15 protein-coding genes are annotated in these 18,509 nt (G+C 61.5%); 13 read left to right on the top strand and 2 right to left on the bottom strand.

Features of this window, described 5'->3' with window-relative positions:
• Positions 1–2 precede the first annotated feature (2 nt).
• Entirely contained in the window at positions 3–992 is a 990-nt protein-coding gene (locus L6D63_RS26575; RefSeq protein WP_131670532.1) for an alpha/beta hydrolase family protein, read from the bottom strand.
• Positions 993–1,066: 74 nt separating this feature from the next.
• Here L6D63_RS26575 and L6D63_RS26570 point away from each other — a divergent pair, with 74 nt between their 5' ends.
• The 10 genes from L6D63_RS26570 (at position 1,067) to trpE (ending at position 13,487) form a co-directional block, all read left to right on the top strand.
• Positions 1,067–3,463 (top strand): PAS domain-containing sensor histidine kinase, encoded by a 2,397-nt coding sequence (locus tag L6D63_RS26570; RefSeq protein WP_131670531.1) that lies wholly within the window; start codon positions 1,067–1,069, stop codon positions 3,461–3,463.
• Positions 3,464–3,548: 85 nt separating this feature from the next.
• Positions 3,549–4,178 carry a response regulator gene (locus L6D63_RS26565; protein WP_003228820.1) on the top strand — a complete coding sequence of 210 codons (630 nt, stop codon included), beginning with the start codon at positions 3,549–3,551 and terminating at the stop codon, positions 4,176–4,178.
• Between the two features lie 341 nt (positions 4,179–4,519).
• On the top strand, positions 4,520–5,644 hold the full coding sequence (locus tag L6D63_RS26560) for an ABC transporter ATP-binding protein (protein ID WP_047296967.1): 1,125 nt from the start codon (positions 4,520–4,522) through the stop codon (positions 5,642–5,644).
• 48 nt (positions 5,645–5,692) lie between these two features.
• Positions 5,693–6,736: an ABC transporter substrate-binding protein gene (locus L6D63_RS26555; RefSeq protein ID WP_121187472.1), complete on the top strand. Its 1,044-nt coding sequence runs from the start codon at positions 5,693–5,695 to the stop codon at positions 6,734–6,736.
• A 258-nt stretch (positions 6,737–6,994) separates the two neighbouring features.
• The gene (locus tag L6D63_RS26550) at positions 6,995–8,242 is read left to right on the top strand and encodes an ABC transporter permease (protein ID WP_131670530.1); all 1,248 of its coding nucleotides are present in this window, start codon (positions 6,995–6,997) and stop codon (positions 8,240–8,242) included.
• Positions 8,243–8,254: 12 nt separating this feature from the next.
• Positions 8,255–9,079 carry an ABC transporter permease gene (locus L6D63_RS26545; RefSeq protein ID WP_041070101.1) on the top strand — a complete coding sequence of 275 codons (825 nt, stop codon included), beginning with the start codon at positions 8,255–8,257 and terminating at the stop codon, positions 9,077–9,079.
• Between the two features lie 136 nt (positions 9,080–9,215).
• Positions 9,216–10,364: an iron-containing alcohol dehydrogenase gene (locus L6D63_RS26540; RefSeq protein ID WP_047296965.1), complete on the top strand. Its 1,149-nt coding sequence runs from the start codon at positions 9,216–9,218 to the stop codon at positions 10,362–10,364.
• An 80-nt stretch (positions 10,365–10,444) separates the two neighbouring features.
• Complete coding sequence (rpe, locus tag L6D63_RS26535) at positions 10,445–11,119, top strand: ribulose-phosphate 3-epimerase (RefSeq protein ID WP_003228808.1); 675 nt, start codon at positions 10,445–10,447, stop codon at positions 11,117–11,119.
• Positions 11,116–11,934, top strand: a complete 819-nt coding sequence (locus L6D63_RS26530; RefSeq protein ID WP_047296963.1) for a phosphoglycolate phosphatase — start codon at positions 11,116–11,118, stop codon at positions 11,932–11,934. Before rpe ends, L6D63_RS26530 begins: the two co-directional genes overlap by 4 nt.
• A gap of 71 nt (positions 11,935–12,005) precedes the next feature.
• Positions 12,006–13,487, top strand: coding sequence for an anthranilate synthase component I (trpE, locus tag L6D63_RS26525; protein WP_041070110.1), 1,482 nt, complete (start codon positions 12,006–12,008; stop codon positions 13,485–13,487).
• Between the two features lie 119 nt (positions 13,488–13,606).
• Here trpE and estP read toward each other — a convergent pair whose 3' ends face one another.
• A complete protein-coding gene (gene estP, locus L6D63_RS26520) occupies positions 13,607–15,517 on the bottom strand; it encodes an esterase EstP (RefSeq protein ID WP_131670529.1) in 1,911 nt (636 codons plus the stop codon).
• A gap of 407 nt (positions 15,518–15,924) precedes the next feature.
• Here estP and L6D63_RS26515 point away from each other — a divergent pair, with 407 nt between their 5' ends.
• The 3 genes from L6D63_RS26515 to trpC are packed head-to-tail and all read left to right on the top strand — an operon-like array spanning position 15,925 to position 18,409.
• Positions 15,925–16,518, top strand: a complete 594-nt coding sequence (locus L6D63_RS26515; RefSeq protein ID WP_047296959.1) for an aminodeoxychorismate/anthranilate synthase component II — start codon at positions 15,925–15,927, stop codon at positions 16,516–16,518.
• 8 nt (positions 16,519–16,526) lie between these two features.
• The gene (gene trpD / locus L6D63_RS26510) at positions 16,527–17,576 is read left to right on the top strand and encodes an anthranilate phosphoribosyltransferase (RefSeq protein ID WP_047296957.1); all 1,050 of its coding nucleotides are present in this window, start codon (positions 16,527–16,529) and stop codon (positions 17,574–17,576) included.
• On the top strand, positions 17,573–18,409 hold the full coding sequence (gene trpC, locus L6D63_RS26505) for an indole-3-glycerol phosphate synthase TrpC (protein ID WP_041070123.1): 837 nt from the start codon (positions 17,573–17,575) through the stop codon (positions 18,407–18,409). The genes trpD and trpC overlap by 4 nt, the downstream gene beginning before the upstream one ends.
• Positions 18,410–18,509: the final 100 nt, after the last annotated feature.

Here is an 18,509-nt window from a genome sequence, read left to right as displayed (position 1 = left end):
AGTCAGTCAGTCTTCTGCGGATTCAACCAGCCACGCACCCGCCGAAACAACTGTTCCTGCTCAGCCTTTTTATCCGGCAACGCCTTGAGCGCCACCTGGCTGAACGCCGAAGTCTTCAGGCGCTTGCTGGCCTGCATGCGCTCCAGCGCCGCGTTACGATCCAGCGCCTTGTCCATGTAGAAAATGTCAGCCGTCGGCAACTTCAGGGTCGGCGTCAGCTCGGCCAGTTGCGGCTTGGCTTTACTTGGCGTTTGCGCATCGACCATCACTAGCTTCTCGACCTGCGAACTCTGCCGCTCGCTGAGGAAACGCGCCGCCCAGTACGCGCCCGTACCGTGACCGAGGATCACGACCCGGCGTGCGCTTTGTTGCTCGGCGTAGGCAATGGCCGCGTCGATCCGCGCAAAGATTCGCTCGGCATCCGCCTTGGATTGTTCTTCAGTCGTTTCGGCCACGACCTGATCCGCCACGTCCGCTTCGCCGCCCGCAGCCTGTTCGATCGGTTGCGCGGTGGTGGAATCCTTGCTGCCACTTTCCGCGGCTTTTGGCGCGGCGGCGGGCGCAATCACGCGTGGAGCGATGACATCGCTTTGCAGATCCGGCAGGGTGATACTCAGGCTGCTCCACTCGACGTCGGGCAATTTGTTGCGCAGCGGGGCGATCACTTGCGGCCAGTCAGCGGTTTCGCCGGCGCCCGGCACAATAATGACCGCACCTTTGGGTTCGGCAGTGTTGGCCGGTTTCCACAGGGCGAGGAAAGTGTCGGCGCCGGCCTGCAGTTGCTGCTGCTCTTGCGCCGGGACTTTACGTTCGAGTGCTGCGGCTTCTTCCTGACTACGCTCAAGCAGTGGCTGGCGCTCGGCGGGTTTTTCGGCGGGCGGTTGCTCGGCGGTGGAGGCGGGCGCCGGATCGGCGGCTTCGACGGAAAACGCACAAGGCAGGATCAGCGACAGGCACAATGCTGGCATTGCCAGGCGATAGACAGAGGGCATCGGTTATTCCAGGCCAGAAAAGTATCCCGGCAGCCTAATGGGTTGGTCAGAATTTGTCAGTGCAAGAGACTTCAATGATGCGTTTTTGCTGCCTGTGGGTTATCGGCTGGTTGTGTTTTCCCTTGATGGGCTGGGCGGCGTCTGCGCCGGCGGCGCATGCAGCGCTGTTGACGCCCGCCGAGCAGCAATGGCTGGCGCAGCACCGTGAGTTGCGTGTGGGCCTGGTGCTGCAGGCGCCGTACGCGCAGTACGACCGACGTCTGCAGCGCTTGTCCGGGGCCAATGTCGAATTGATGAAGTCACTGGCCAAGACCTTGAACGTCGAGCTGAGCTGGCGCAATTTTCAGGATCTGGCGCAACTGGAGGAGGCCGCCCGCGAAGGCGAAATCGACATCGCCCCGGGCCTGACCCAGACCCCGGGTGCACTGCGCCTGTGGCAGTTTTCCGATCCCTACATGCGGGTGCCGCAGCTGGTGGTCAGCGACCAGAAGAGCGGCGGCGTGGTCGAGCTGGAAAAACTCGACAGCCTGTCGCGCGTCGCCGTGCGCATGCCCAGCGTGACGGCAGACTATTTGCGCAGCACCTATCCCCATCTGAATCTGCAAGGCGTGCCGCTGGAGCGTCAGGCGCTGCAACTGCTGTTGACCCAGCAGGCGTCCTACGCCGTGGTGGATGAGGCGCAACTCGGACGGTTGTCTGCCGAACCTGAGTTCGCCGGGTTGGTGGTGGTCGGCGATATCGGCTTGCCGCAGCTGTTGCGCATTGCCACACGGCGCGACTGGCCGGCGTTGGCTGGCATTGTTGAAAGTGCTCTGCGGGCGATTCCCGCGAAGGATCTGGAACGCCTGCACACGCAATGGCTGCAACCCAAATACCCGCGTCTGTCGGAGTCGCCGGGGTTCTGGCAGAACCTCAGTTTGCTGTTTGCGGTGTTGTTGCTCAGTTGTGTGGCCATTGTGGTCTGGCAACGACGCCAGCAACACAGCCTCGAACACCGTCTGTTGACCGCCCGGGAAGACATCGCCTTGCGCGCGGCCAGCGAAGAAGCCTTGCGCCTGACCCAGTTTTCCATCGATCAAAGTACTGTCGGCATTCTTTGGGTCAACTGGGACAGCCATGTGCGTTACGCTAACCGCGCGGCGGAAAGCATGCTCGGTTATCCACAGGGCGCGTTGATCGAACGGCCGCTGATCGATTTCGAACCCGGTCTGCACATGGACCGCTGGCTCAACCTGTGGAAACGCGCGCGGGCCAGTGAAGAAGGACCGCTGAGCTTTGAAACCAGCTGCGTGCGCGCTGATGGCAGCGTCCTGCCGGCGGATGTTTCGCTGAGTTTTCTGCGCTTTCGCGACAGCGAGTATCTGGTGGTTTATCTCACCGACGTCACCGAGCGTCGCCGCGCGCTGGCCGCGTTACAGGAAAGTGAAGCGCGCCTGCAAGGCATCGCCGCCAACGTACCGGGGCTGGTGTTTCGCCTGGAGCGGGCGCCAGTGACCGGGCAGATCGATTTCGCCTACATCAGCGAGGGCAGCGAGACTCTGGTCGGCTACGCGCCGGCCGCCATTGCGCACCGCGACATGGGCTTGCGCAGCCTGGTGCACCCGGACGACAAGGCCAGTTACCACCAGACCCAGGATCAGGCACTGGACACCGACAGTGACTGGTCGTGGCAGGGCCGCATCCTCACCCGTCAGGGTGAACAGCGCTGGGCCGAGATCAAGGCAATCACCCGTCAGCTGGAGGATGGCGCCTATGTCTGGGACGGCATCGTCTGGGACATCAGCGAAAGCAAGCGCATCGAACTGGAACTGGCGGCGTCCCGCGAGCAGCTGCGCGAGCTGTCGGCGCACCTGGAAAGCGTGCGTGAAGAAGAGAAGGCGCGCATTGCCCGTGAAGTGCACGATGAGCTGGGGCAGATGCTCACGGTGCTGAAACTGGAAACCTCGATGTGCGAGCTGGCCTACGCGCAACTCGATCCGGGCCTGCACGAACGGTTGAACAGCATGAAACGCCTGATCGCCCAGTTGTTCCAGCTGGTGCGCGATGTGGCGACGGCGCTGCGCCCGCCGATCCTCGATGCCGGGATCGCTTCGGCGATTGAGTGGCAGGCGCGGCGATTCGAGGCGCGCACGCAGATTCCATGTCTGGTGCAGGTGCCGGACAATCTGCCGGTGCTCAGCGACGCCAAGGCGATCGGGCTGTTCCGCATCCTGCAGGAGGCGCTGACCAATGTGATGCGCCACGCCCAAGCGCATACTGTGGAGCTGACGCTGGCGCTGAAAGGCGACGAGTTGTGTCTGACGGTCAGCGACGATGGCGCAGGCTTTGTCGCGACGGCGCAGCGGCCGACATCCTTTGGCCTGGTTGGCATGCGCGAGCGGGTGTTGATCATGGGCGGGCGGCTGGTGCTTGAGAGTGAGCCGGGTGAGGGCACCAGTCTGAAGGTGTGGGTGCCGGTGAGTGAGGTTTGAAGGTTTGTGGTGTTTGAGCTGACGCTATCGCGACCAGGCTCGCTCCCACAGGGTTTGGTGTGTACCTGAAATCTGGAGAAAAAATTTGATCCGTGTACTGGTAGCCGAAGACCACACCATCGTCCGGGAAGGCATCAAGCAATTGATCGGCCTGGCCAAGGACCTGCAAGTGGTGGGGGAGGCGAGCAATGGCGAGCAGTTGCTCGAAACCCTGCGCAGTGTGCCGTGCGAGGTGGTGTTGCTGGACATCTCGATGCCTGGCGTCAACGGTCTGGAGGCGATCCCGCGGATTCGCGCGTTGAACAATCCACCGGCGATTCTGGTGCTTTCGATGCACGATGAAGCGCAAATGGCCGCTCGCGCGCTAAAGGTCGGCGCTGCTGGTTATGCGACCAAAGACAGTGATCCCGCGTTGCTGCTGACGGCGATTCGCAAGGTCGCGGCGGGTGGGCGCTACATTGACCCGGAGCTGGCCGACCGGATGGTCTTCGAGGTCGGCCTGACCGACACGCGACCGTTGCATTCGTTGCTGTCCGAGCGCGAATTCTCAGTGTTCGAACGCCTGGCCCAAGGCGCCAACGTCAACGACATCGCCCAGCAACTGGCGCTGAGCAGCAAGACCATCAGCACGCACAAGGCGCGGCTGATGCAGAAGCTCAACATCACCTCGCTGGCCGAACTGGTCAAATACGCGATGGAGCACAAACTCCTTTAGCAACACTGTAGAAACTTGTGGGAGCTGGCTTGCCAGCGATGACGGACTGTCTGCTAATTCAATGCCGACTGACCCACCGCAATCGCTGGCAAGCCAGCTCCCACAGGTTCAGTGTCAGCATGCCCATTAGCGACAGCCTGTAAATCCGCTAAAGCCTTTACTTGCAGCTTGCAGCCCATCGCTTGCCGCTGCGTTTGCCAAAACGCGCCATCCTTGTAGGGCAATCCCTACCCCCAACCTTCCATCCCGCTGAGGCGATTCTCTCCTGCGCCCCGATTTGCGTGGCTGGCGCCAGCCACTAGGCTTAACCCACAGCAGTTACCAATAACAAAGGTGTGGGTATGAGCCAGGTCGATTCAAACGCAGGGGCCAGTGACGTGCTGGTCAGCTTTCGTGGAGTGCAGAAGAGCTACGACGGCGAGAACCTGATCGTCAAAGACCTCAACCTGGACATTCGCAAAGGCGAGTTCCTGACCCTGCTCGGGCCGTCCGGCTCGGGCAAGACCACCAGCCTGATGATGCTCGCCGGGTTCGAAACGCCGACCGCCGGCGAAATCCTCCTCGCCGGCCGTGCAATCAACAACGTGCCGCCGCACAAGCGCGACATCGGCATGGTGTTCCAGAACTACGCGCTGTTCCCGCACATGACCGTGGCCGAGAATCTGGCCTTCCCGCTGACCGTACGTGGCCTGAACAAGAGCGACGTCAGCGACAAGGTCAAGAAAGTCCTGAGCATGGTCCAGCTCGACGCGTTCGCCTCACGTTATCCGGCGCAACTCTCCGGCGGTCAGCAGCAGCGGGTGGCGCTGGCCCGGGCGCTGGTGTTCGAACCACAACTGGTGCTGATGGACGAACCGCTGGGCGCGCTCGACAAGCAACTGCGCGAACACATGCAGATGGAGATCAAGCACCTGCACCAGCGTCTCGGCGTGACGGTGGTCTACGTGACCCACGATCAGGGTGAAGCGCTGACCATGTCCGACCGCGTCGCCGTGTTCCATCAGGGCGAAATCCAGCAGATCGCGCCGCCGCGCACTCTCTACGAAGAACCGAAAAACACCTTCGTCGCCAACTTCATCGGCGAGAACAACCGCCTCAACGGCCGCCTGCTCAGTCAGAGCGGCGAGCGTTGCGTGGTCGAGCTGGGCCGGGGTGAGAAGGTCGAGGCGCTGGCGGTCAACGTCGGCCAGACCGGCGAACCGGTGACCCTGTCGATCCGCCCGGAGCGCGTCAGCCTCAATGGCTCGAGCGACCAATGCGTCAACCGCTTCTCAGGGAGGGTGGCGGAATTCATCTATCTGGGCGACCACGTCCGGGTGCGCCTGGAAGTCTGCGGCAAGACCGACTTCTTCGTGAAACAGCCGATTGCCGAGCTCGATCCCGGGCTCGCGGTCGGAGACGTGGTACCGCTTGGCTGGCAGGTCGAGCACGTTCGTGCACTCGACCCACTTCTAGAGGCGCATTGATCGCCCCGGCAATACCAACACCAACCCTGCACGTGGAGAGAACAATAAATGTTGAGATCCCTGAAGTTCACCGCCCTGACCCTGGGCCTGATGGGTGCGGCCAGCGCGATGGCCGCCGGTCCCGATTTGACTGTGGTGTCGTTTGGCGGGGCGAACAAGGCGGCGCAAGTCAAAGCCTTCTACGCACCGTGGGAAGCCGCGGGCAACGGCAAGATCGTGGCCGGCGAGTACAACGGCGAAATGGCCAAGGTCAAAGCCATGGTCGACACCAAGAGTGTGTCGTGGGATCTGGTGGAAGTTGAATCGCCGGAGCTGTCCCGTGGTTGCGATGAAGACATGTTCGAACAACTCGACCCGGCGCTGTTCGGCAAAACCGAAGATTACGTCAAAGGTGCGATTCAGCCTTGCGGCGTGGGCTTCTTCGTCTGGTCGACCGTACTCGCGTACAACGCTGACAAGCTGAAAACCGCGCCAACCAGCTGGGCCGATTTCTGGGACACCAAGAAATTCCCGGGCAAGCGTGGCCTGCGTAAAGGCGCCAAGTACACCCTGGAATTCGCGCTGATGGCCGACGGTGTGGCGCCGAAAGACGTCTACAAAGAACTGGCGAGCAAGGGTGGTCAGGATCGTGCGTTCAAGAAACTGGATGAGCTCAAACCGAACATTCAGTGGTGGGAAGCCGGCGCCCAGCCACCGCAGTACCTCGCTTCCGGTGACGTGGTGATGAGCTCGGCCTACAACGGTCGCATCGCCGCCGTGCAGAAAGAATCCAACCTGAAAGTGGTGTGGAATGGCGGCATCTACGACTTCGACGCCTGGGCGATCCCGAAAGGTCTGGACGCCAAGCGCGCCGAAGCGGCGAAGAAATTCATCGCGTTCTCGGTGCAGCCGCAACAGCAGAAGACCTACTCGGAAAACATCGCCTATGGACCGGCCAACTCCCAGGCCGTGCCGTTGCTGGACAAGGCGATCCTGAAAGACATGCCGACCACTCCGGAAAACATCGCCAACCAGGTGCAGATCGACGTCAGCTTCTGGGCTGACAACGGCGAGCAACTGGAGCAGCGCTTCAACTCCTGGGCTGCGAAGTAACCACAATCTGAAGGAAGACTTTGTGGCGAAGGAGCTTGTGTGGTGAGGGGATTCATCCCCGATGGGTTGCGAAGCAGCCCCCGAAGCCATACCCGCTCGGTGTGTCAGATAAACCGGATTCTCAGGTTTTACGACTGCTGCGCAGCCGATCGGGGATGAATCCCCTCGCCACAAAAACTCATCTGAGAGTTTTGGTGTTTCAACACAACAGAGGTGGTTCGCCACCTCTGTAATGATCAAAGATTTGCGGAGTACGTCATGGCCATCGCCGTTCCCCTGAACGAGGGCGCCAGCCCCACCTTGAAGCAGAAGCTCAAGCACGCCGAGCGGGTCAACCGCTGGAAGGCCCAGGCGTTGATTGCGCCGCTGGTGCTGTTTCTGTTGCTGGTGTTTCTGGTGCCGATCGTGGCGCTGCTCTATAAAAGCGTCGGCAACCCGGAAGTGGTTGGCGGCATGCCGCGCACCGTGGCGGCCATCGCCAGTTGGGATGGCCGTGGCCTGCCTGCTGAACCGGTGTACAAAGCGGCTGGCGAAGACCTCGCTGAAGCGCGCAAAAACCAGACGCTGGGCGATTTGTCCAAGCGCTTGAACATGGAGTTGGCCGGCTATCGCAGCCTGTTGACCAAAACCGCCCGGGCGCTGCCTTTCGCCAGCGAACCGGCCTCCTATAAAGAAGCCCTCGAAGCGCTCGACGAGCGCTGGGGCGATCCGGCCTATTGGCAAGCGGTCAAACGCAACACCAGCAGCATCACCCCGTATTACCTGCTGGCGGCGGTTGATCACCGTATCGACGATCTCGGCGAACTGGCCCCGGCCACCCCGGATCAGGCGATCTACCTCGACATCTTCGCCCGGACTTTCTGGATGGGCCTGGTCATCACCGTGATCTGCCTGTTCCTCGCTTATCCATTGGCTTACCTGCTGGCCAACCTGCCATCGCGGCAGAGCAACCTGCTGATGATTCTGGTGTTGCTGCCGTTCTGGACCTCGATTCTGGTGCGGGTTGCGGCGTGGATCGTGTTGCTGCAGTCGGGCGGGCTGATCAACAGCGCGCTGATGGCCATGGGCATCATCGATAAACCGCTGGAGCTGGTGTTCAACCGCACCGGGGTCTACATCTCGATGGTGCACATTCTGCTGCCGTTCATGATCCTGCCGATCTACAGCGTGATGAAAGGCATCTCGCCGACCTACATGCGCGCCGCCATATCGTTGGGCTGCCATCCGTTCGCCAGTTTCTGGCGGGTGTATTTCCCGCAGACCTACGCCGGTGTCGGCGCCGGTTGCCTGTTGGTGTTCATCCTCGCCATCGGCTACTACATCACCCCGGCGCTGCTCGGCAGTCCGAACGATCAGATGGTCAGCTACTTCGTCGCGTTCTACACCAACACCAGCATCAACTGGGGCATGGCCACTGCACTCGGCGGCTTGTTGCTGCTGGCGACCGTGGTGCTTTATCTGATCTACGGCTGGCTGGTAGGCGCCAGCCGCCTGCGCCTGAGCTAAGGGGAATTTGAAATGCTGAGTCCTTACATGTCGCCCATTGAACGGGTGTGGTTCTACAGCTTGCGGATCCTCTGCGGCCTGATCCTGCTGTTCCTGATCCTGCCGGTGCTGGTCATCGTGCCGCTGTCGTTCAACTCGGGCAGTTTCCTGGTGTATCCGCTGCAAGGCTTCTCGCTGCACTGGTATCAGGACTTCTTCGCCTCGGCGGAATGGATGCGCTCGCTGAAGAACAGCATCATCGTCGCCCCCGCCGCGACCGTGCTGGCGATGGTTTTCGGCACCCTGGCCGCGATCGGCCTGACCCGCGGCGATTTCCCCGGCAAGGCGCTGGTGATGGCGCTGGTGATTTCGCCGATGGTGGTGCCGGTGGTGATCATTGGTGTGGCGAGTTACCTGTTCTTCGCGCCGCTGGGGCTGGGTAACAGCTTCTTCTCGCTGATCGTGGTGCACGCGGTGCTCGGCGTGCCGTTCGTGATCATCACCGTGTCGGCAACGCTGCAAGGGTTCAACCACAACCTGGTACGGGCGGCGGCCAGCCTAGGGGCTTCGCCATTGACCACGTTCCGCCGGGTGACTCTGCCGCTGATCGCACCGGGGGTGATTTCCGGGGCGCTGTTCGCCTTCGCCACGTCGTTCGATGAAGTGGTGGTGACGCTGTTCCTCGCCGGCCCCGAGCAAGCGACGCTGCCCCGGCAGATGTTCAGCGGGATTCGCGAGAACCTCAGCCCGACGATTGCTGCTGCGGCAACCTTGCTGATCGCGTTCTCCGTCATCCTGTTGCTGACCCTTGAATGGCTGCGTGGGCGCAGCGAAAAACTACGTACCGCTCAGGTCTGACGCAGCTCCTATATAGGAATGTTCGTGCGTACAGCAAATCTATGTGTGGTTGTCATTCATGGGGTGAATGGCAGACAACCCGGTTTCCCCAGCTACGCTTGTGCTCAGCTCCCACATCTATAAGAGGCTGCGCACGATGAGTCTGTCCCAGTTCAAAATTGCTCACAAACTGATCACCGGCGCCGGGGCCATTGAGCAACTGGCAGCGGAACTCACCCGCCTCGATATCGACAACCCGCTGATTGTCACCGACGCCGCGCTGGTCAAGTCCGGCACTGTGGAGCTGGCGCTGTGCCAATTGGGCGGGCGCGAGTACGAGATTTTTGATCGGGTGCTGCCGGACCCGGAAATCGCCATTGTCGAAGATTGCATGCGCGTGTACCGCGAGGGCGGGCATGACGGTTTGATCGGCCTCGGTGGCGGCAGTGCCATCGATATTGCCAAGAGTGTCGCCGCGTATGCCGGGTACCACGGCGCGCTGGAAGACCTGTTCGGCGTCGATCAGGTGCCGCGCAAAGGCCCGCCGCTGATCGCCATCCCGACCACCGCTGGCACCGGTTCGGAAGTGACCAACGTCGCCATTCTCTCGGACAAGGTCGCGCAACTGAAGAAAGGCATCGTCAGCGACTACCTGTTACCGGATGTGGCGCTGGTCAGTCCGCAGATGACCCTGACCTGCCCGCGCAGCGTCACCGCCGCCAGTGGCGTCGATGCGCTGGTGCACGCCATCGAATCCTATCTGTCGGTCAATGCCTCGCCCATTACCGACTCACTGGCCATCGGCGCAATCAAGTTGATCGCCAAAGCCCTGCCCAAGGCCTACGCCAATGGCGCCAATCTCCAGGCCCGTGAAGACATGGCCACCGCCAGCCTGATGGCCGGCATGGCGTTCGGCAATGCCGGGGTCGGCGCGGTGCATGCGTTGGCCTATCCGCTGGGCGGGCGTTTCAACATCGCCCACGGCGTCAGTAACGCCTTGCTGCTGCCGTATGTCATGACCTGGAACAAGATGGCCTGCGTCGAGCGCATGCAGGATATCGCCGAAGCCATGGGAGTGAAGACCGCTCATTTGAGCGCCACCGAGGCGGCGGACAAAGCCGTGCAGGCGATGACCGAGTTGTGCGCGGCGGTGGAAATTCCTGCCGGGTTGCGCAGTTTTGGCGTCCCGCAAGAGGCGATCCCGGCCATGGCCGTGGAGGCCGCGGGAATCGAGCGTCTGATGCGCAACAACCCGCGCAAGCTCAGCGCTGCGGATATCGAGAAGATCTACCGAGCGGCGTACTGATCATCGCGGTCACGGTGCGCGCACGGAAACTTGAGGTATACAATGCGCGCCATCGTGATTTAGCTCAGAAAAGGTGCGTCATGCAGCCCTTCGTAATTGCTCCGTCGATTCTCTCCGCCGACTTCGCCCGCCTCGGCGAAGAAGTGGACAACGTTCTGGCCGCCGGTGCCGACTTCGTTCACTTCGATGTCATGGACAACCACTACGTGCCGAATCTGACCATCGGCCCGATGGTCTGCGCCGCATTGCGCAAGTACGGCATCACCGCGCCGATCGACGCGCACCTGATGGTCAGCCCGGTGGATCGCATCGTCGGCGACTTCATCGAGGCCGGCGCCACCTACATCACCTTCCACCCGGAAGCCACGCTGCACGTCGATCGTTCGCTGCAACTGATCCGTGAAGGCGGCTGCAAATCCGGCCTGGTGTTCAACCCGGCGACCCCGCTGGATGTGCTCAAGTACGTGATCGACAAGGTCGACATGGTGCTGCTGATGAGCGTCAACCCGGGCTTTGGCGGGCAGAAGTTCATCCCCGGCACCCTCGACAAACTGCGCGAAGCGCGGGCGATCATCGATGCCTCGGGGCGTGATATCCGTCTGGAAATCGATGGCGGCGTCAACGTCAACAACATTCGCGAAATCGCGGCCGCTGGCGCTGACACCTTTGTGGCCGGCTCGGCGATCTTCAATGCGCCGAACTATCAGGAAGTCATCGACAAGATGCGTTCCGAACTGGCGCTGGCCCGCCCATGAGCGGTTTTGAGCAGCTGTTCCCGGGGCAACTGCCACGGTTGGTGATGTTCGATCTGGATGGCACGCTGATCGACTCGGTTCCCGACCTGGCGGCGGCGGTGGACACCATGCTGCTCTCCCTCGGCCGCAAGCCTGCCGGCATCGAGGCGGTACGCGAGTGGGTCGGTAACGGCGCACCGGTGCTGGTGCGCCGGGCGCTGGCCGGCGGCATCGATCATTCGGCGGTGGATGACGTCGAGGCCGAGCACGCGCTGGAAGTGTTCATGGAGGCCTATGGCGCGAGCCACGAGCTGACCGTGGTCTATCCGGGTGTGCGCGACACCCTCAAGTGGCTGCACAAGCAGGGTGTGGCCATGGCGCTGATCACCAACAAGCCGGAGCGCTTTGTCGCGCCGCTGCTGGATCAGATGAAGATCGGCCGCTACTTCAAGTGGATCATCGGCGGCGATACCCTGCCGCAGAAGAAGCCTGATCCGGCCGCGCTGTTCTTCGTGATGAAGATGGCCAACATCCCGGCCTCGCAATCGCTGTTCGTCGGCGACTCGCGCAGCGACGTGCTGGCGGCGAAGGCGGCGGGGGTCAAGTGCGTGGCGCTGAGCTACGGCTACAACCATGGCCGGCCGATTGCCGAAGAATCCCCGGCACTGGTGATCGACGATCTGCGCAAGCTAATTCCCGGTTGCCTCGGTACAGCCGCTGAGATAACGTTGCCCGACGCATCTCAATCCCATTCTGGAAACGCCATCGTGGTGGTCACCCGCAAACTCTGGATGAAAGTCATCAAGGCCCTGGCCCGCTGGCGTTGGCGCGCCTGACGGGTTCCTGGCCGGCTTGCCGGCGCGTTTGCACACCTGACTGATTTGCCCCTCACACCACGAGGCACCCCATGATCCGCGAAGAATTCCTGCGCCTGGCCGCTGACGGCTACAACCGCATTCCGTTGGCCTGCGAAACCCTGGCCGACTTCGATACGCCGCTGTCGATCTACCTGAAACTGGCCGACCAGCCCAACTCCTACCTGCTCGAATCGGTGCAGGGCGGCGAGAAATGGGGCCGTTACTCGATCATCGGCCTGCCGTGCCGCACCGTACTGCGGGTGCACGACCATCACGTAAGCATCACCGTCGATGGTGTCGAGACCGAAAGCCATGACGTCGAAGACCCGCTGGCCTTCGTCGAAACCTTCAAGGCCCGCTACAACGTGCCGACCATTGCCGGTCTGCCGCGTTTCAACGGTGGCCTGGTCGGTTACTTCGGTTATGACTGCGTGCGCTATGTCGAGAAGCGTCTGGGCAAATGCCCGAACCCGGATCCGCTGGGCGTGCCGGACATTCTGCTGATGGTGTCCGATGCGGTAGTGGTGTTCGACAACCTCGCCGGCAAGATGCACGCGATTGTCCTCGCCGACCCGGCGCACGCCGATGCTTACGAGCAGGGTCAGGCGCAATTGCAGGCACTGCTGGAGAAACTGCGCCAGCCGATCACCCCGCGCCGTGGCCTGGATTTCAGCAAGCAACAAGCGGCTGATCCGCTGTTCCGCTCCAGTTTCACCCAGAGCGACTACGAAAAAGCCGTCGACACCATCAAGGAATACATCCTCGCAGGCGACTGCATGCAAGTGGTGCCGTCGCAGCGCATGTCGATCGACTTCAAGGCCGCGCCGATCGATCTGTACCGCGCCCTGCGTTGCTTCAACCCGACGCCGTACATGTACTTCTTCAACTTCGGCGACTTCCACGTCGTCGGCAGTTCGCCGGAAGTGCTGGTGCGGGTCGAAGACAACCTGATCACCGTGCGCCCGATCGCCGGCACTCGTCCACGCGGAGCTACCGAAGAGGCGGATCTGGCGCTGGAAGAGGATCTGCTGTCGGACGACAAAGAGATCGCCGAACACTTGATGCTGATCGACCTCGGTCGTAACGACACCGGTCGTGTTTCGGAAATCGGATCGGTGAAGCTCACCGAGAAAATGGTCATCGAGCGTTATTCCAACGTGATGCACATCGTCTCCAACGTCACCGGCCAGTTGAAGGCCGGGCTGACCGCGATGGACGCGCTGCGGGCGATTCTGCCGGCGGGCACCTTGTCTGGCGCACCGAAGATCCGTGCGATGGAAATCATCGACGAACTGGAGCCGGTCAAGCGTGGGGTGTATGGCGGTGCGGTCGGTTACTTCGCCTGGAACGGCAACATGGACACCGCGATTGCGATTCGTACCGCGGTGATCAAGAACGGCGAACTGCACGTGCAGGCCGGTGGCGGCATCGTGGCCGACTCCGTGCCGGCGCTGGAATGGGAAGAAACCCTGAACAAGCGCCGCGCGATGTTCCGCGCCGTGGCCCTGGCTGAGCAGACTCCGGACGCCTGACCCACATGGGCTTTATGGTCAGGCATAAAAAACGCGACACCCGTAAGGGCGCCGCGTTTTTTGTACCTGCCAAGCCCCTGTAGGAGCTGGCGCAGCCTGCGATCTTTTGCTTTTCCGCCTCAGAAATCGAGACTGACCCCGACGTTCACCCCTTGCTGGGTAAAGTCATCATCCTTGCGCACGTTGTAGCTGGCGCGCAACGCCAAATCCTGCGTGAGCTTGTGGCTCACGCCCAGGTTCAGGCGATTGAGGTTGGTCTGCGGCTCGTAGCCTTCGAGCGTGAAGCGGTTGTTCGGCAAGCTGTTGAGGTTGATGGTCAGATCCTGACGGTCATCGTTGTACTCACGTTCGTGAGCGAACTCGCCAAACACTTCGGTCTGCGCCGTGATCTGGTACTTGCCCTGAATACCCAGGCCCAGACGCCGCGAGTTGCGCGACTGGTCATCGAAGGTCAGCGCGGTGGAATCCGCGCCTTTTTCCGAGTAACCGTCGACCTCGACCTTGCCAAAGTCGGCGCTGACGAACGGCGACAGGTGCCACGGGCTGCTGGCCTGCTGTGCGATGTCGTAGCCGATACGGCCGCTGATCGCCAGCACGTAGCCATCGGTATCGCCTTTCTCCCCGCGCTCGTTGACCCCGAGTTGGAATTTACGCTTGAGGCTGTCGTAGTCGAGTTTGCCGGCGGTCATTGCCAGATCGCCCCACCAGCGGTTTTGTTGATACTGGGCGAACGCGGTGCCCATGTAGGAGTTGAGTTTGTATTCCGAATCGGCGTCGCCGGCCTCGAGTTTCTGGTTATAGAAACCAGCGGCCAATCCGACACGCCAGGCGTCGTTGACGCGATAGCTGCCGCCGATGTTCAGGTTGTAGCCGTTGCCGTCGGCACTGGCGGCGCTGTGCTGGCCGTCGAAGTCCTGATGCTGTCCGCCACCGGCGACGATAGCGCGCCATTGGCCCACGGCCTGCCAGTTTTCCCAGTCGGCCAGCCATTGATTGCGCAGTTCATCCTGATGCGCGCGCAACGAACCTTGGGCCATTTCCGGCAGCAGGGTCAGTTCCCACGGGGCGGCGAGCAGCGAGTAGGCGTAGTCGGCAATCAGGCGCTGGCCAGCTTCGGTGGGGTGCACCGAGTCGTTGTAGATCAGCTTGGTCGGATCCGGCGTGGCGCTGTTGATGCCGTATCGGGCGTTCTCGGTGCAACTGTTGCCGCTGAAGCAGGTGGCCGTCAGGTTCTGGTCGGTCGCGAGGCCGAACTGCGCCGGGTTGGCGAACGCTTCTTTGAGCAGCACCGGAATGTTCAGTGGAATGATTTCGGCGTTGATGCCCTGCAACTGGCTGACCAGTTCGGTGTTGAATTGGGCGCTGAGCTGCGAGGTGAAGCTCTGCAGCGGTGAGCCGTTGATCGCCGGGGTCAGGCCGATGTCTGGCAGCAGCCAGACCATGATGTATTTGGCGCCGGCACCTTGCAGCGTGCGCACGCTGTCGGCCAGTCGGTCGGCCGCCGAGCTGGCCTGATCGAGGCTGAGCACGCGGCCCTGAAGGAAGTCGTTGCCGCCCCCGGACAGGTAATACAGCGCGTTCGGATCAGCGCGGAAGCCATTCGACGGCAGGTAACCGCTGCGCGTGCGTTCACCGGTGGCGGACTGGGTAGTGATCGAGTCGAGGATCTGGTCGGTACGGTAACCACCCACCGCCCAGTTGTTGCCATCGGCCAGACCTTCACCGGCACGCACGGCCGAGGACGCGGAGGCGATCTGATCCGGGCTGAAACCGAGTTTGCCGCCGATGATCTGGGTGGCGTTGAGGTCGCGGTTTTCCCCGGTGCCATCCTTGTACAACGGGCCGGTGCGGTTGGTGTAGCGCTGCGTGGCGCCGGCCGGGCCGCCGGTGTCCTTGAAAGTCCCGGCATCGTTCAGGCTGTCGCCGAACACGATGAAGTTCGAATAGGGTGCGGGGGCTGCGTAGGCCTGGGCGCAAGCCATGGCGAGCAGGCAACCGGCGAGCGGTACAAACAACGTCTGTTTGATCATGAGCAAGTCCGTTTATTTATTGTTGTAGGTGAACGAAACGACAGTACCAAAAACTCCCGGCGTTTTGCCATCGGTCGCGAAGCCTCCCATAGTTTTGTCCCCCGTCAGCCCCGCCATATTGCACGCTCTGCCCAGCTAAGTTACTGTGCCGGAACGTATGAACGAGACCTTCCCCGTGTTGATCGTCAGCAAACTTCTGGATCAAGTCATCAAGGCACACGCCCGTTGGCGTTGGCGCGCCTGAATCTTTTCTGCCGGCCCGGCCGGATCTGTATCGCTTTGCCTTCCTCGCCCGTTTGAAATGCCGCTGTGCCGACGCTCTCTGTGCGTCCGACATCGTGCAGCGCCCTGCGGGCAAGTCATCTGAAGGCTGTCTTCAAGTCAGAATTCAAGAGGTTCGAAACGCCATGTTGCTGATGATCGACAACTACGACTCCTTTACTTACAACGTTGTGCAATACCTCGGCGAGCTGGGTGCCGAGGTCAAAGTGGTGCGCAACGACGAACTGACTGTCGCCGAAATCGAAGCGCTCAACCCCGAGCGCATCGTGGTCTCGCCAGGTCCGTGCACGCCGACTGAAGCCGGCATCTCCATTGAGGCCATCAAATACTTCGCCGGCAAACTGCCAATCCTCGGCGTCTGCCTCGGCCATCAATCGATTGGCCAAGCGTTCGGCGGCGACGTGGTGCGCGCCCGTCAGGTGATGCACGGTAAGACTAGTCCGGTATTCCACGAGGACAAGGGCGTTTTCGCCGGTCTGAATCATCCGCTGACGGTTACCCGTTACCACTCGCTGATCGTCAAGCACGGTACTTTGCCCGATTGCCTGGAGCTGACCGCGTGGACGCAGCACGATGACGGCAGCGTCGATGAAATCATGGGCCTGCGGCACAAGACCCTGAACATTGAGGGCGTACAGTTCCACCCCGAGTCGATCCTCACCGAGCAGGGTCATGAACTGTTTGCCAACTTCCTCAAACAAACCGGCGGCACGCGCTAAGGACTCCCATGAATATCAAGACAGCCCTGAGCCGTATCGTCGAACACCTCGACCTCAGTACCGAAGAAATGCGCGACGTGATGCGCGAAATCATGACCGGGCAATGCACCGACGCACAGATCGGCGCATTCATGATGGCCATGCGCATGAAGAGCGAGAGCATCGATGAAATCGTCGGCGCCGTGTCGGTGATGCGTGAGCTGGCCGATCAGGTCGAACTCAAGACCCTCGACGGCGTGGTCGATGTAGTCGGCACCGGCGGTGACGGTGCGAACATCTTCAACGTATCGACGGCTTCGGCGTTCGTTGTCGCGGCAGCCGGTTGTACCGTGGCCAAGCACGGTAACCGTGCGGTGTCGGGCAAGAGCGGCAGCGCCGACTTGCTGGAGGCCGCCGGTATCTACCTGAACCTGACCCCGGTGCAGGTTGCCCGTTGCATCGACAACGTCGGCATCGGTTTCATGTTTGCCCAGACTCACCACAAAGCGATGAAGTACGCCGCCGGCCCACGCCGCGATCTTGGCTTGCGTACGCTGTTCAACATGCTCGGCCCGCTTACGAATCCGGCCGGTGTCAAACATCAGGTGGTGGGCGTGTTCACTCCAGCGCTGTGCCGGCCATTGGCCGAAGTCTTGCAGCGCCTGGGCAGCAAACATGTGCTGGTAGTGCATTCGAAGGATGGCCTGGACGAGTTCAGCCTTGCCGCGCCGACCTTCGTCGCTGAGCTGAAAAACAACGAGATCACTGAATATTGGGTCGAGCCGGAAGATCTCGGCATGAAGAGCCAGAGCCTGCACGGTCTGTCGGTCGAAGGTCCGGAGGCATCGCTGGCATTGATCCGTGATGCGTTGGGCAAGCGCAAAACCGAAAGTGGCCAGAAAGCTGCTGAAATGATCGTGCTCAATGCCGGTGCGGCGCTGTATGCCGCCGACCTGGCGACCAGTCTCAAAGAAGGCGTGGCGCTCGCGCACGACGCACTGCACACCGGTCTTGCTCGGGAAAAACTCGAGGAGTTGGGTGCCTTTACCGCGGTATTCAAAGTGGAGAATGAGGGATGAGTGTACCGACGGTTCTGGAAAACATTCTGGCGCGCAAAGTCCAGGAAGTCGCCGAGCGCAGCGCTCGCGTCAGCCTGAGCGAGCTGGAAAGTCTGGCCAAGGCGGCCGATGCACCCCGTGGTTTTGCCCAGGCATTGCTGGCGCAGGCCAAGAAGAAGCAACCGGCGGTGATCGCCGAAATCAAGAAGGCTTCGCCGAGCAAAGGCGTGATACGCGAGAACTTCGTGCCTGCCGATATCGCCAAGAGCTACGAGAAGGGCGGGGCGACCTGTCTTTCGGTGCTGACCGATATCGACTACTTCCAGGGCGCTGATATCTACCTGCAACAGGCCCGCGCCGCGTGCAAATTGCCGGTGATCCGCAAAGACTTCATGATCGATCCGTACCAGATCGTCGAAGCTCGCGCGCTGGGCGCCGACTGCGTACTGTTGATCGTCTCCGCACTGGACGACGTAAAAATGGCCGAGCTGGCCTCGGTGGCCAAAGGTGTCGGTCTCGATGTGCTGGTGGAAGTGCACGACGGCGATGAGCTGGAGCGCGCACTGAAAACCCTCGACACACCACTGGTCGGGGTCAATAACCGCAACCTGCACACGTTCGACGTCAGCCTGGAAACCACCCTCGACCTGCTGCCGCGCATTCCGCGCGACCGACTGGTGATTACCGAGAGTGGCATCCTCAACCGTGCCGATGTCGAGCTGATGGAAATCAGCGATGTGTATGCCTTTCTGGTGGGCGAAGCGTTCATGCGCGCGGAAAGCCCGGGCACCGAACTGCAACGCCTGTTCTTCCCTGAACGCGGCGTACCGGTCAGTGGTTCGACCCTCGACTGACCGAGTCGACCTCATTCGTGAGCAGGCTCGCTCCCACATTGGAATGCATTTCCCCTGTGGGAGCGAGCCTGCTCGCGAAAAGGCCCTCAAAATCCCTAAA

The organism is Pseudomonas parakoreensis, from assembly GCF_021602155.1.
Taxonomy (GTDB): Bacteria; Pseudomonadota; Gammaproteobacteria; order Pseudomonadales; family Pseudomonadaceae; genus Aquipseudomonas; species Aquipseudomonas parakoreensis.
Note: the sequence above shows the minus strand (reverse complement) of the source record. Positions and strands in the feature narration are given on the sequence as shown.